Annotated in this window: 12 protein-coding genes; 8 read left to right on the forward strand and 4 right to left on the reverse strand. The window is 28.6% G+C overall.

Annotated features, from left to right (window positions below; genetic code table 11):
- Positions 1-6: 6 nt before the first annotated feature.
- Positions 7-3,213 (forward strand): carbamoyl-phosphate synthase large subunit, encoded by a 3,207-nt coding sequence (gene carB / locus IR152_RS13435; RefSeq protein ID WP_227452454.1) that lies wholly within the window; start codon positions 7-9, stop codon positions 3,211-3,213.
- A 178-nt stretch (positions 3,214-3,391) separates the two neighbouring features.
- Here carB and IR152_RS13440 read toward each other — a convergent pair whose 3' ends face one another.
- The 3 genes from IR152_RS13440 to IR152_RS13450 are packed head-to-tail and all read right to left on the reverse strand — an operon-like array spanning position 3,392 to position 5,807.
- On the reverse strand, positions 3,392-4,249 hold the full coding sequence (locus IR152_RS13440; protein WP_227452455.1) for a MerR family transcriptional regulator: 858 nt from the start codon (positions 4,247-4,249) through the stop codon (positions 3,392-3,394).
- Between the two features lie 20 nt (positions 4,250-4,269).
- Positions 4,270-4,935: an RluA family pseudouridine synthase gene (locus tag IR152_RS13445; RefSeq protein ID WP_227452456.1), complete on the reverse strand. Its 666-nt coding sequence runs from the start codon at positions 4,933-4,935 to the stop codon at positions 4,270-4,272.
- Positions 4,935-5,807, reverse strand: a complete 873-nt coding sequence (locus tag IR152_RS13450; RefSeq protein ID WP_227452457.1) for a class I SAM-dependent methyltransferase — start codon at positions 5,805-5,807, stop codon at positions 4,935-4,937. Before IR152_RS13450 ends, IR152_RS13445 begins: the two co-directional genes overlap by 1 nt.
- 167 nt (positions 5,808-5,974) lie before the next feature.
- Here IR152_RS13450 and IR152_RS13455 point away from each other — a divergent pair, with 167 nt between their 5' ends.
- A complete protein-coding gene (locus IR152_RS13455; protein ID WP_227452458.1) occupies positions 5,975-6,718 on the forward strand; it encodes a DUF3298 and DUF4163 domain-containing protein in 744 nt (247 codons plus the stop codon).
- Between the two features lie 218 nt (positions 6,719-6,936).
- On the opposite strand, the gene IR152_RS13460 is transcribed toward IR152_RS13455, so the two are convergent.
- Positions 6,937-7,164 (reverse strand): single-stranded DNA-binding protein, encoded by a 228-nt coding sequence (locus tag IR152_RS13460; protein WP_227452459.1) that lies wholly within the window; start codon positions 7,162-7,164, stop codon positions 6,937-6,939.
- A 444-nt stretch (positions 7,165-7,608) separates the two neighbouring features.
- Here IR152_RS13460 and licT point away from each other — a divergent pair, with 444 nt between their 5' ends.
- The 6 genes from licT (at position 7,609) to IR152_RS13490 (ending at position 15,437) form a co-directional block, all read left to right on the forward strand.
- Positions 7,609-8,436: a BglG family transcription antiterminator LicT gene (gene licT / locus IR152_RS13465; protein ID WP_227452460.1), complete on the forward strand. Its 828-nt coding sequence runs from the start codon at positions 7,609-7,611 to the stop codon at positions 8,434-8,436.
- Between the two features lie 184 nt (positions 8,437-8,620).
- The gene (locus IR152_RS13470) at positions 8,621-10,525 is read left to right on the forward strand and encodes a beta-glucoside-specific PTS transporter subunit IIABC (protein ID WP_227452461.1); all 1,905 of its coding nucleotides are present in this window, start codon (positions 8,621-8,623) and stop codon (positions 10,523-10,525) included.
- Between the two features lie 70 nt (positions 10,526-10,595).
- On the forward strand, positions 10,596-12,074 hold the full coding sequence (locus IR152_RS13475) for a sulfatase-like hydrolase/transferase (RefSeq protein WP_227452462.1): 1,479 nt from the start codon (positions 10,596-10,598) through the stop codon (positions 12,072-12,074).
- Between the two features lie 22 nt (positions 12,075-12,096).
- On the forward strand, positions 12,097-13,518 hold the full coding sequence (locus tag IR152_RS13480) for a 6-phospho-beta-glucosidase (protein ID WP_227452463.1): 1,422 nt from the start codon (positions 12,097-12,099) through the stop codon (positions 13,516-13,518).
- Entirely contained in the window at positions 13,518-14,309 is a 792-nt protein-coding gene (locus IR152_RS13485) for a sulfite exporter TauE/SafE family protein (protein WP_227452464.1), read from the forward strand. Before IR152_RS13480 ends, IR152_RS13485 begins: the two co-directional genes overlap by 1 nt.
- A 12-nt stretch (positions 14,310-14,321) precedes the next feature.
- The gene (locus IR152_RS13490; protein ID WP_227452465.1) at positions 14,322-15,437 is read left to right on the forward strand and encodes an anaerobic sulfatase maturase; all 1,116 of its coding nucleotides are present in this window, start codon (positions 14,322-14,324) and stop codon (positions 15,435-15,437) included.
- The last annotated feature ends 489 nt before the right edge of the window (positions 15,438-15,926 follow it).

The raw sequence follows: 15,926 nt of genomic DNA on the forward strand, positions 1-15,926 counted from the left end.
AGAGTTATGCCTAAATTAGATAGTATAAAGAAAACTTTAGTATTAGGGTCAGGACCAATAATAATAGGTCAAGCGGCAGAGTTTGATTATTCAGGAACACAGGCCTGCCAAGCATTAAAAGAAGAGGGAATTGAAGTTGTATTAGTTAATAGTAATCCAGCTACGATAATGACTGATAAAGAAGTGGCAGATAAAATATATATAGAACCATTAACAATAGAATTTATAGAAAAAATAATAGAAAAAGAAAGACCAGATAGTTTACTTGCAGGTATGGGTGGTCAGACAGGATTAAACTTAGCTGTAGAATTACATGATGCTGGTATATTAGATAAATATAATGTAAAAGTTATAGGGACATCTATAGAGTCTATAAAAAAGGGCGAGGATAGAGATTTATTTAGAGAGGTAATGAAAGAAATAAATCAGCCAGTAATAGTTAGTGATATAGTTACAAACTTAGAAGCAGGTCTTGAATTTGCCAATAAAATAGGATATCCAGTGGTTGTAAGACCAGCATATACGTTAGGTGGAACTGGTGGAGGTATAGCTGATACAGAGGAAGAATTAAGAGAAACTCTTACACATGGATTGCAATTAAGCCCAGTAGGACAAGTTCTTCTGGAAAAGAGTATAAAAGGTTGGAAAGAAATAGAATATGAAGTAATGAGAGATGGAAATGGAAACTGTATAACTGTATGTAATATGGAAAATGTAGACCCAGTTGGAGTTCATACAGGAGATAGTATAGTTGTTGCCCCAAGTCAAACTCTAAGTGATGAAGAGTATCAATTACTTAGAAAGGCATCAATAGACATAATAAATGCAATAGAAGTTCAAGGTGGGTGTAACGTTCAAATAGCTTTAAATCCACATAGTTTAGAGTATGCAATAATAGAAATAAATCCAAGAGTTAGTAGGTCATCAGCCTTAGCATCAAAAGCTACAGGATATCCAATAGCAAAAGTAGCAGCTAAGATAGCTTTAGGTTACACTTTGGATGAGATAGAAAATGCAGTAACTAAAAAGACTTATGCTTGTTTTGAACCGACATTAGATTATGTAGTAGTAAAAATACCAAAGTGGCCATTTGATAAATTTAGACATGCTAATAGAAAATTAGGAACTAAGATGATGGCTACTGGTGAAATAATGAGTATAGGTAGTAACTTTGAGGCTGCTATTCTTAAAGGGATAAGATCACTTGAAACAGGAAAATATTCGTTGGTTCATGCACCATCAGAAGGTAGAACATTAGAAGAATTAAAGGCTAGAGTTGTAGTACCTGATGATGAGAGACTATTTGACTTAGCTGAAATGATAAGAAGAGGCTATAAAGTAGAAATGATATCAGAAATAACTGGTGTTGATAAGTGGTTTATAAACAAATTTAAATGGATAGTAGAGCAAGAAGAAAAATTAAAAGTTCTAAAAATAGAAGACCTAGATAAAGAGTATCTACATGAATTAAAGAAAAAAGGATTCTCTGATAAAGGTATATCTGACTTAATGAAGATAAGCCCAGAAAAGCTATATGAATTAAGAGGTTTATATAATATACAGCCAGTTTATAAAATGGTTGATACATGTGGAGGAGAATTCGAAGCTCTATCACCTTACTATTATTCAACTTATGAGCAATATGATGAGGTAGTTGTTAGTGATAAGAGAAAAGTGGTAGTATTGGGTTCTGGTCCAATAAGAATAGGTCAAGGTATAGAATTTGACTATTGTTCAGTTCATTGTGTAAAATCTTTAAGAAAAATGGGAATAGAAACTATAATTGTAAACAATAACCCTGAAACAGTAAGTACAGATTTTGATACATCAGATAAGTTATATTTTGAACCATTAACAGAAGAAGAAGTTTTAAATATAATCGAAAAAGAAAAACCAGAAGGTGTAATACTACAGTTTGGTGGACAAACAGCTATAAAATTGGCTAAGTTCTTACATGAAAAAAATATCCCTATACTGGGAACTGATTTTGATGATATAGATGCAGCAGAGGATAGAGAAAAATTTGATGACTTACTAGAAAAGCTAGACATAAATAGACCAAAAGGAAAAGGTGTATGGACGACTAAAGAGGGTGTTGAGATTGCTAAGGAGTTAGGTTATCCAGTGTTAGTTAGACCATCTTATGTACTTGGTGGTCAAGGTATGGAAATAACTTATAACGAAGAAAAATTAATTCAGTATTTGGATGATGCATTTGATAGAGACCACAAGAATCCAGTACTTATAGATAAATATCTAACTGGTAGGGAAATAGAAGTAGATGCTATATGTGATAAGGAAGATATATTAATACCTGGTATAATGGAACATTTGGAAAGAGCTGGAGTTCACTCTGGAGATAGTACAACAATGTATCCAAGTCAAAATATATCTGATGAGATAAAAGAAAAGATAGTAGAATACACTAAAAAAATGGCTTTAGAGCTTAATGTACTTGGTATGGTTAATATACAATTTATAGAATTCCAAAATGAATTATATATAATTGAGGTTAATCCTAGAGCTAGTAGAACAGTTCCATATATAAGTAAAGTGAGTGGAGTACCAATAGTTGACTTAGCGACTAAGTGCATGTTAGGAGCTAAATTAAAGGATTTAGGATATGGCACAGGAGTTTACAAAGAGCCAAAACTAGTATCAGTAAAAGTGCCAGTATTCTCAATGTCTAAATTAGCTAAGGTTGAGGTAAGTCTAGGACCTGAGATGAAGTCTACAGGAGAGGTTCTAGGTGTAGGAGAAAACTTAGAAGAAGCTTTATACAAAGGATTCTTAGCAGCAGGTAGACATATGTCTGATGAAAGAGGAGTAGTACTTGCTACTGTTAATAATCATGACAAGGATGAGTTTATAGAGATAGCAAAAGATATGAAAGAGTTAGGATATACTTTTGTTGCTACAGAAGGAACAGCTAAGAGTCTAAAAGAAAATGGAATAGAGGCAGATATAGTAAATAGAATTGAAGAGCCTAGACCAAATATACTAGATGCTATAAGAAATAAACAAGTTGATATAGTAATAAATACACCAACTAAAGGAAATGACTCTACAAGAGATGGATTTAAAATGAGAAGAACGGCTATTGAATTCTCTACTGAAATAATGACATCCTTGGATACACTAAAAGCTTTAGTAGAGGTTAAGAAGAAACACCTAAATAAAGACAAGTTAAAAGTTTACAATATAGCTGAGTAGAAGTGATAAAGTTTTTATATAAGAGATTATAAATTTTATACAACAAAAGATTCTAGATAAATTTTATATTTTACACAAATTTATTTACATTCTCAAATATTTATACTGAAAACATGTGGAAATTGGCATTAGCTATGTTCCCACATGTTTTCTTAGAAATTTTACTGAGAGAAGACAATTACACTAAACATCTTAAGTCAATTTCTCTCTTTTTAACTTGTATCTGAATTTCAGTTAGAAGTTCTTCTTCGTTGTTTGTAGACAAAGGGTCTATTATAGGTATTTCATATATATAATTTTCAATAGGTATTCTTTTATACTCAACATAATCAACCAGCTTCTTAAAAGCAGTATAATTTTTTCTGTAAGGTCCTTTATATGTCATACAAATAAAGTCACCAGATGAAATTTCTGTTATATATTTTTGTGATTTTATATCAAATAAATCTCTTTCAACAGTTACAAAACTATTATCATAAATAACTTTATCTTCTTTTAAAAATTTATCTATAGATACAAGTCCACTTACTCCACCATAAAACACAGATATATTATCTTCTAATATATTTGCTATTTGTCTTCTGGAAAGTTCCATAGTTTCTTCACTACTTAATCCTTCTTCGTATTCTATAGATAAGATACTTCTTCGTGGAATATGTTTTCTCACTATTTTGCCAACTTCATCTACTTTCATACCTTTTTCCATTGTTTCTTTCTTTGTACTTAGTACTTTTTTTATAAGTTCTAATTCTTTAATTTTTTCGTCCACTATATTAATTTTATTAGTCAGTAGCTTTAGAATTTCTTCATTATTTTCATCAAGCTTTGATTTAATTTCTTTTAAAGGCATACCTAAATACTTTAAGTATTTTATAATATCTAATTGTGAAAATTGGTCAATTGAGTAATATCTGTAATTGCTTTCTTGATCAACATGAACAGGCTTAAATAAACCTATTTGGTCATAGTACCTTAGTGTCTGTATACTTATTTTATGAAGCTTTGACATTTCGCCTATTGAAAATTTTTTACTCATACAATCACCTCATTTGAGATTTAAAATATATTCCATGGATATTTATCCGATGGATGACATGTAAATTCCATTTTTTCTTTTGTAGTAGGATGGTAGATTTCTATCTTATTGGACCAAAGAGATATTTGTTGTCCAACTTTATTTATTTCTTTGCCATATTTTTGGTCTCCGTATAATGGATGTTTTCTGCTTGCAAATTGAACTCTTATCTGATGAGAGCGACCAGTCTTTAAATCAACTTGAACTAAGCTTAAATTTTCTTTAAAGTCTAATACCTTATAATTGAGTTCAGCTTCTTTGGCATCTTTATGATTTTTTTTCACTACAGTTACCATATTAGTCTTTTTATTCTTATATAAAAAATCCCTTAATGTATCTGAATTAGATTTTATCCTACCATGAACAACAGCTAGATAGGTTTTTTTAAAGGTCTTATTTCTTACTTGCTCAGATAATCTAGAAGCAGCCTTTGATGTTTTTGCAAAAACCATAACTCCACCTACTGGTCTATCCAATCTATGTATTAAACCAATGTATACATTTCCAGGTTTGTTATACTTTTTTTTAATATAGTCTTTTAAAAGATTTACCATATCCTTATCATTAGTATTATCCCCCTGAGATAATATGTTAACTGGTTTTTCTACAACTAATAAATGGTTATCTTCATATATGACTTTTATCATTATTTTTTCTCCCATCTTCCAAATATACCACAAGGAAGTATCTTACCATCTCTAGAAGCTGGTATTCCTAATTCTCCACCATATATATATCCTGTATTTGTCCTCTTACCTATTGTTGTAGACAATACATTTTCAAGAACTATTGGAGAAAACCCTGTTGTATAAGAATTAATCAAGAAAAACAAAGGATTATCTGATAAAACTCCCATACATAAATCTACAAAACTATATAACTTTTCTTCTATTTGCCATACTTCTCCTTTAGGACCTCTTCCATAAGAAGGTGGGTCCATTATTATTGCATCATATTTTTTACCTCTTCTTATTTCTCTTTCAACAAACTTTACAACATCGTCTACTATAAATCTTACTGTTTGATTTTTAAGACCTGATAATTCTATGTTTTCTTTTGCCCAATTAACCATACCCTTTGCAGCATCAACATGACATACTTCTGCACCAGCAGATGCACAAGCTACAGTAGCCCCACCGGTATATGCAAAAAGATTTAACACTTTTATAGGTCTGTTAGCTTTCTTTATTTTGTCTATCATCCAATCCCAGTTGGCTGCTTGCTCTGGGAACAAACCAGTGTGTTTAAATCCAGTTGGTTTAATGTGAAACTTTAGGTTTTTATAATTTATAGTCCATTGCTCTGGGTATCTTTTTTTGTGTTCCCATTGACCTCCACCTTTATTGCTTCTATGATAGTGTCCATGAGGGTTTTTCCACAAAGCCCATTCAGATTCCATTGGCCACACAACCTGTGGGTCTGGTCTTCTAAGTACATAATTACCCCAACGCTCTAATTTTTCTCCATTTCCCATATCTATAAGTTCATAATCTTTCCATTTATCTGCTAATAATAACATATACTTCCTCCTATAAAATAACTCTCAATCCTATGTATTATACCACAAAATTAGTCATTTTTTGTTGTTTTAGATACTTTCTATTCTTTACATTTACTATTAACATTATTACTGTTTTAAGCATATTATATTGTATCTGATTTTTTTAATAAAAGGGGAGGGTTTTAATGGAAAATTATCAATCTACAAATACTTGTACATATAATATACTATATGTGCAATTTAATGAAGACTTTGAAAGAAGTAAGTATTTTTCATATGATGTAAAATATCCTGTTATATACAATATTAGAAATCAATCTACCTATGTAAATCCAGTGATTTTAAATAACATAAACAATGCTGTAAAAATGACTGTAAACAATTTTAAAAATGGTTTACAGGAAGAAGAACAAGAATATAATAATGTAGCTTCTCAAAACTCACTTCCAAAGCAGAGTTATTGGGTATCTACTAGTTATGTAGTTACTTTTAATAAAAATTATGTGCTAAGTATGATATTAAGTCTTATGGCTTTTACTAGCAACTCTGGACCTAAGTATAATACATTGAATAATTACAATATAGATTTGACAACTGGAAAAGAACTTTTGCTTGGGGATATTTTTAGAGATGGGGTTGATTATATAAATATAATAACTGATTATATAAAATCTCAAATAAATGAAAATAGAGATATGTACTATTCTAATGTGGAACTAGTCATACCTGAGGACCAAGCTTTTTATATTACAGATGATGGAATTGTTGTTTATTTTGGTGTTGATGAGATAGCACCCGAAAGCTTTGGAATACCTAAGTTCAAAATTAAATTTTCTGATTTTGGAAACTTTATAAATTCACGCATATATTGTATTTCTCCAGACATATATGTTCAATCAAGAGTAAGAACTAAACATTTTAGGGGATAAAAATATAGATAATTCTAAGCCCTATTTTAGTACTTATGCTGGAGTAGGGTTAAGATTTATCTATCCTAAATAACATAATTTAAACAGTACTATTTATATTTGTTAATTATATAAATTTAGATATATTGATAAATGTTAAAATAGCACAATTGTTTTGTATTGAAAGCTTTAACTTTTGAATCAACGAGAAGATTATATTATTATATATATTTAAACCATTATTTTTTTTTATACATTTGTTGATAAGCAGAGTTTTTATTGATGACTTCTACATTTAAATTGGGATTACTTACTACTTCACACAAGAAAAGTTTTCCTAACTTTAATCTGATATTCATCTCCAATCTGTTCCATTCATAGCCTTTGAACAATTCTTTTAATAAAAAAACTTCTCCGCAATGGATGTTTTTTAATTCATCTATTGCATCTTTTAACAGAATATTCATATTATTTCCTCCGATTTGTATAAATTCATTAATTTCATTATATTGGTAATTTTTTACATAGTCAAACAAATTATAAATGAATTACTATGTTATTAAAAGTAACGCTTTTGTAATAAAGTATCTATATCTTTTATTTCTTAATACCTTTTTTTAACATGAAATCTTTCTATAATTCTTGCCATCTTACTTCCTCCTATAGAGTAATTAATTTAAATATATATTAATAATATAAAAATCAATAAATTAATAATATTATTAATATTGACAAAATAAAAAGAAGTAAATATAATTTAATTAAACACTTATAAATGAATATATGGATTGTTACTGATACGATCAGGCGATACCTTAATTGATGAGTATGAAATTTTTGATTTCTATTGATTAATTAAGGTTTTTTTATGTAGTTAACTTAATTATAAAGATCAGTTTTGAGGTGATAAAGTGAATATAACTAAAATTTTCAATAATAATGCTGTTGTTGCAACGGATACATCAAAAAATGAAATAGTTGTAATGGGCTGTGGGATAGCATTTAAAAAAAGTGTTGGAGAAAAAGTGGATGAAAAGTTAGTTCAAAAAACATTTATTCTTAAACAGAACGAAGCTTCAGAAAAGTTTAAATTATTGTTAGAAGATATTCCAATAGAGCATGTTTCATTAAGCTATGATATTATTGAATATTCAAAAAATATCTTAAATGTTGAAATGAATGATCATATATATGTTACTCTTACTGATCATATAAGTTATGCAATTAAATTAGCCAGTGAAGGATTAAAAAGACCAAATGCTCTTATTTGGGAAATTAAAAAGTTTTATCCCAAAGAATTTAAAATAGGAATTAAATCTTTAGAGTTTATAGAAGGTAAAATAGGAATTAAACTTGAAGAAGATGAGGCAGCAAATATAGCATTGCATCTAATGAATGCACAAATTAGTAGAACTTCAAATAAAGTGGAAGATGCAATAAAAATTACAAAAATGGTTTCTGAGATATTAAACATTGTTACCTATACATATAATATAGAATTGGATGAAAATTCACTTAATTATGAAAGATTTGTAACACATTTAAGGTTTTTCTTTAAAAGGATATATAATAATGAGAAAAGTTATTTAGATGATGATAACTTATTAAATCAGATAAAGGTAAAGTATCCAAAAGCATATAATTGTGTGAACAAAATTGAAAAATATTTAGAAAAAAATCTTGATTCGTCAGAACGTTTATATTTAACATTACATATACAACGTGTAACGAGTGTATAATTTAATATAAGGATTGTTACTGGTAAAGCAGGCGAAACCAATATAAATGAAATTTGAGATTAGTAGTCTTAGTTCATTTATAAGGTTTCGTCTTTTTATATATAAGAAATATGTTTCATGTTTAATTAAAAACTAGTTTTTAAATTTTATAGTACTAAATTACGGTAAGAGGAGAAATGATGTTATGAAGTATGAAGGTTTAGCTAAAGAGATTATAAAAAATGTTGGTGGTAAGAAAAATATTATTAGTTTAGTTCATTGTTTAACAAGATTAAGATTTAAGTTGAAAGATGAAAGTAAGGCAAATACAAATACATTAAAAAACATGGATGGGGTTGTAACTGTAATGAAAAGTGCAGGGCAATATCAAGTTGTAATTGGTAATCATGTACCGGACGTATTTGCAACAATTATGCAACTTACAGAATTATCATCTTCACAAAATTCTGAGGAAGCAGAGGTTAAGGGAGTTTTAAATAAATTTATTGATATTATAGCAGGTGTGTTCACTCCAATAATTAGTGTCCTTATGGCAACAGGGGTAATTAAAGGAATTAACGCTATTATTTTAGCAACAGGGATTATTTCTAAGGATACAGGGACATATCAAGTACTTAATGCAATTGGAGATAGCTTATTTTACTTCTTTCCAATATTCTTAGGATATACTTCAGCTATAAAATTTAAATTGAAACCTTTTGTTGGGATGGCTATAGGTGCTGCATTAGTTTATCCAGGATTAAATCAACTATCTACTGAGAATCCATTATTTATATTATTTCAAGGAACAGCATTTGAGTCACCTGTGTATAGTACATTTATGGGGATTCCATTAATTATGGGGAAATATACATCAAGTGTTATTCCAGTAATTTTTGCAACTTATTTTGCATCAAAACTTGAAAAAAAAATGACTAAAATTATCCCACAAGTAGTTAGAAATTTAATGGTACCTGTAATTGTTTTAGTAACTATAATTCCAATAACATTTATTATAATTGGACCTGTATCAACATGGTTAAGTACTTTATTAGGTGTACTAGCAATGAGTTTTTATAATTTCAGTCCGATTTTTGCAGGCGTATTTATAGGTGCATTTTGGCAAATATTTATACTATTTGGATTGCATTGGGGATTTGTGCCAATAGGTATGAATAATTTAGCAACTTTAGGGTATGATAATGTAATTATTTTAGGGACAGCAATTCCACTAACAACAGCAGGCGTTTTATTAGCTATATTAGTTAAAACAAAGGATAAAAGTCTTAAAAATATTGTTATACCAGCACTAGCTTCAAGCATATGTGGTATTACTGAACCAGCTTTATATGGAATAACATTACCTCGTAAGAAACCTTTTATTATTACTATAATTTGTTCAGCCGTTGCAGGGATGATAATGGCAATGTTAGGAGCTAAATCATATGTGTTTGGAGCAACGGGAGTATTTGCAATACCAAATTTCATCAATCCTGAAGTAGGAATAGACAGTGGATTTTATGCATATTTAATAGCCGTTGGTACAGCTACAGTTTTAGGATTTATTTTAACTTATCTATTTGGATTTAAAGATGAAAAAGATAACAACATAAAAGAAGGAAATGAATCAAAAACTAGTGTTGAGAAAAATATTTGGCAAGAATCTATATTAGCTCCAATTCAAGGAGAGGTTAAAGATTTATCAGAAGTTGAGGACGAAGCATTTTCGAAAGGAATACTTGGAAAGGGCGTCGCAATCAATCCTAGTGAAGGTAAAGTGTATTCGCCAGTAAATGGTGTTGTAACTACGTTATTCCCAACAGGACATGCAATTGGAATAACTAGTGAAAATGGAATAGAAATTTTAATACATATAGGAATGAATACAGTTCAATTGGATGGTGAACATTTTATTCCAAGAATAAAACAAGATGATGAGATTAAAAAGGGAGATTTATTATTAGAGTTTGATATAAGCGAAATTAAAAAGGCAGGGTACTCTTTAATTACACCAGTTTTAGTTACAAATTATGAAAATTACTTGGATATTATAGAGACTGATGAAAAGGAAGTTTCTCAAGAAGAGGAGTTATTAAAAGTAATAGTATAGTATTTAAATAAATTAAGTATGTTTAGTAAGTATATCCCTAATCAATCAATATAATATTTAGGAGGATAATATGAAAAGAAAGAATATATTAATGTTTGTAGCAGACCAAATGAGAAGTGATTCACTTGCACATTTAGGAAATGAAGCATCTATTACACCAAATTTAGATGAAGTAGTAAATGATGGTGTTTCTTTTGAAAATGCCTATTGTCAAAATCCAGTTTGCGTGCCATCAAGATGTAGTTTTTTAACAGGATTATATCCTCATACTACAGGACATAGAACAATGCATTTTTTACAAAGAGAAGATGAACCTAATATTTTAAAGACTATGAAGGAAAATGGATATGAAGTTTTTTGGGTTGGAAGAAATGATGTAGTTCCAGCAGATAGAAGAAAAACAAATTATTGTGATGAGTATTATGATGGCATTTCAGATAAAAATTCAAGAGATGAGATTAGACCAGGTGCAGATTTTAAGAAATATATGGGAAATTTAGAAATATCAGAGAAAGATAGTGACAATTATTATTCATTTTACAGTGGAAAACTTAAAGATGGAGAAGGATATGGTAAAGTTGATTGGAATTGTGTTAATCGTGCACTAGAGATAATTGAAAGAAAAAGTAAAGGAGATGATGAGAAACCTTTTTTTATTTATTGTACTCTTTCATTTCCACATCCTCCTTATGCTTGTGAAGAACCATGGTATTCAAGTATAGATAGAAAGAAACTTCCAAAAAGAAGAGAAAATATAAATAATTTAAAAAATAAAGCTAGTATGCTTTATGCAATAAATTCAAAGCAAAGACTTAATGAGTGGTCAGAAGAAAGATTTGATGAATTAAGGGCTACTTATCTAGCAATGGTTTCAAGGTTTGATTATCAATTTGGGATGGTTGTTGATAAATTAAAGAAAACGAATCAATATGATGATACTAATATATTTGTATTTAGTGATCATGGAGATTTTACTGGAGATTACTCAATAACAGAAAAAGCCCAGAATTCATTTGAAGATCCTATTTCAAAAGTTCCATTATTAATTAAGCCAGCAAATAATATTAATGTTAAACCTAGAATATCTAAAGCATTAGTAGAACTTTTAGATATACCAGTTACTATTGCTGAAATGGCAGGAGTTTCTCTTGGATATACTCAATTTGGAAAGTCATTAATTTCCTCTTTAGAAGGAGAGGAAATTCATAAAGATGCAGTATTCTGTGAAGGGGGAAGAATACATGGAGAAGTTCAAGCTATGGAGGGAGGACATGGTCCAGAATCACCTTATTGGCCGAGATTAAGTACACAGTGTAGTGAAGGACCTGAACATACTAAAGCATGTATGATCAGAATGGGAAATTTTAAACTTACTATTAGATTGTACGAAAAAGATGAACTTTATGATTTAGATAATGATTCAATGGAGCTAAATAATATTATTGATAATAAAGAATATAGAGAAGTATATTTAAGCATGAAAGAAAGACTTTTAAAATACTATATGGAAACAACAGATTTTGTACCAAATAAAAGAGACAAAAGATAGTTAAATATAGGAGGAAATAAGTATGAAAAGTTTAGGATTTAAAGAGGAATTTTTGTGGGGAGGAGCAGTTGCAGCTAATCAATGTGAAGGTGCGTGGAATATTAATGGGAAAGGAGTAAGCACAGCAGATGTTGCGACAGCAGGCAGTCTAAGCAAACAGAGAGAGTACACAGATGGAATAGTAGAGGGGAAAAATTATCCATCACATGAAGCGATTGATTTTTATCATAGATATAAAGAAGATGTAGCTTTATTAGCAGAAATGGGATTTAAATGTTTTAGAACTTCAATTAATTGGACAAGAATTTTTCCAAATGGTGATGAAGAAATACCAAATGAAGATGGATTAAAATTTTATGATAATTTATTTGATGAGTGTCTAAAATATGGAATAGAACCAGTAGTGACAATTTCTCATTATGAGATGCCTTATGCATTAGTTGAAAAATATGGTTCATGGAGAAATAGAAAATTAGTAGATTTTTATATGAATTATTGTAAGACTATATTTAAAAGATATAAAGATAAGGTTAAATATTGGATGACTTTTAACGAGATAAATGTTATTTCTATTCATCCATTTATTCCAGCAGGAATTAAGTTTAAAGAAGGAGAAAATGAAAAACAAGTATGTTATCAAGCAGCACATCATCAATTTATTGCAAGTGCTTTAGCAGTAAAGTTAGGTAAGGATATAAATCCTGATTTTAAAATTGGATGTATGATTCTATTCCCGCAATCATATGCAGAAACTTGTAATCCCAAAGATGTCCAAGCTTCTAATGAGTTTATGGATAATACATATTTATTTACAGATGTACAAGTTAGAGGATACTATACAAATAAAGCTAAAAAATTCTTTGAAAGAAATAATATTAATATAAAAATGGAAGATGATGATGAGAAGATACTAAAAGATGGAACAGTTGATTTTATTGGCTTTAGCTATTACATGACTGTTGTACAAACATCAAGAAATGATGGAGAGAAGAGTTTAGGGAATATGCTAGGAGGAGTTAAGAATCCTTATTTACAAGCTTCAGATTGGGGATGGCAAATAGATCCAGAAGGATTTAGAATTGCTTTGAATAATTTATATGATCGTTATCAAATTCCACTTTTCTGTGTGGAAAATGGGCTTGGTGCTGAAGATGTTGTGGATGATGATGGATTTATAAATGATGATTATAGAATTGAATATTTAAGAAGACACATTAAGGAAATGAAAAAAGCTATTGAGATTGATGGAGTTGACCTTATAGGATATACATCTTGGGGATGTATAGATTTAATATCAGCATCAACTGGAGAAATGAAGAAGAGATATGGATTTATTTATGTTGATAAGGATAATTATGGGGATGGAACTTTAAAAAGAAGTAAAAAGAAAAGTTTTGATTGGTATAAAAAGGTTATTGAAACAAACGGAGAAGTACTAGAATAATGATATTAATATATCTTCTAGTAAGCTGTATTTCCTCATTTGTCGGAGGAATTAGTGGAATTGGTGGAGGCGTGATAATAAAACCATTAATAGATAGTATCGGAACAATGGAAGTTTCAACTGTTAGTTTTTTATCAGTAATTACAGTTCTTACAATGGCTAGTGTTTCTTTACTAAAAAATGTTATGGGAAAGTCAAATATAAAAGTAGAGATTAATATAACATTATACTTAGCCTTAGGTTCAGCTATTGGAGGAGTCTTAGGGAATAATATTTTTAATATATTAAAAAGCAAAGTTGAAAATGAAAATTCAATTGGGGTTACACAGTCTATTATGTTACTTTTGATAAATATAATAATAATGATATATATTAGAAATAAAAGCAATATAAAGACATTAAATATAAAGAATAAGTTTATATTTGTTTTATTAGGAGTGGGACTAGGACTAATATCAGCGTTCCTTGGAATTGGAGGAGGACCTTTAAATATTGTAGTTTTATATTATTTCTTATCAATGTCACCAAAGAAAGCAGCTATAAATTCTTTATTTATAATATTATTTTCTCAAGTATTCAGTTTAGCAAATACAATTATAAATAACAAAATGCCTAGCTTTAATATTCTTGTTTTGATTGTAATGTGCTTAGGAGGAGTTTTAGGGGCTTTAGAAGGAAATCAACAATCTAAGAAAATGAATGATGAGAATGTTGAAAAATTCTTTTTAATCATATTGTGGATTTTAATAGTAATTAATATATTTAATATAATAAAATTCATATTAATTTAAGGAAGTGAAAAATTGGGTAGAAATTTAAGTTTAATGATAAAACCAGCATCAAGTAAGTGCAATTTAAAATGTAAATATTGTTTTTATAATTCTATTTCAGATGAAAGAGATATTAAAGATTATGGATTTATAAAAGTAGAAGTATTAGAGGAAATTGTAAAAAAGGCTATTTCATATTGTGGAGATGGGAATTATACTATAGGATTTCAAGGCGGAGAGCCAACCTTAATAGGTTTAGATTTTTATAAAAATCTAATAAGTCTTGTTAAAAAATATAACAAAGAAACAAAGATAAATTATTTTTTACAGACTAATGGAATATTAATAAATGATGAGTGGGCAAAGTTTCTCAAGGAAAATTCATTTTTAGTAGGAATATCTTTAGATGGGAACAAAGAAGTACATAACATAAATAGAGTAGATCATTTAAACAGAAAAACTTTTAATAAGGTTATTAAGGCAACAGAAATATTAGAAAAATATAATGTTGATTTTAATATACTTGTTGTTGTTACATCAGAACTTAGAAAAAAAATAGATAACTGCTATAATTTATTTAAGAAAAAGAATTTTAGGTACTTGCAGTTTATACCGTATCTTGAACCATTAAAGAATAGAGAAAGTAAAGATAAATATTCATTATCTTCTTCAGAATATGGGATTTTTTTAAATAGGTTATTTGATTTATGGTATAGGGATATAATGAATGATGAATTTATGAGTATAAGATTTTTTGATAATATTCTAGGTGTATTTTTAGGATATAGTTATGAATCTTGTGATATGAATGGAGTTTGTTCATGTCAAAATATTATTGAAAGTGATGGAAGTGTTTATCCTTGTGACTTTTATACATATGAATATCTTAGAATAGGAAACATAATATATGAAAATTTCGAAGAAATTCATAATAAAGAGAATACAATTTCATTTATAAAGAATTCAGTTAATACATCAATTAAGTGTAAGGTTTGTAAATATGTTAAGTTGTGTCGTGGAGGATGTAGAAGGTATAGGGAAAATCAAGAAGATAGTTTAAATTACTTTTGTTCTGCATACTATGACTTTTTTGATAATACAGCTCAAAAATTTTATAAGATAGCTATGAAAATAGCATCTAAATATTAAGTAAAAATAAAAAAAACTCGTTGAATATGATATAGTATAGGTTTACTAAACACAATTATAATACAAGGAGGAATCTTGTAGTAATTAAGAATATATTCAAATATAATCAAACACAGTATAATATAATCACAGAAAGTTTTGGTTATATTAGTATTGGGAAATTTATGTATTTATAAAAAGTAAATGCTTTATGTAAATTATTTAATATATAGTAAAAAATAAGTATATCCTAGAATGACTTTAGTTATTCTAGGATATACTTATTTTTTTACTAAGTATTTTAAACATTGTAAAAAAAATATCAAAAACATATTGACTCTATAGTTACTATAGAGTTTATAATTAGAACTGTAAAAAGACAAAATAAGTGTTAGATTTTTAGTAATTATAACAAATATAAAAGTATACTTGAAAAAAGTTATTAAGATTAAGCCAAATTGGTGAAATTTGGCAGGGAAAACGTTGTATAAATAAGCCGAAACGGGAGGG

The organism is Clostridioides sp. ES-S-0108-01, from assembly GCF_020662285.1.
GTDB lineage: Bacteria > Bacillota > Clostridia > Peptostreptococcales > Peptostreptococcaceae > Clostridioides.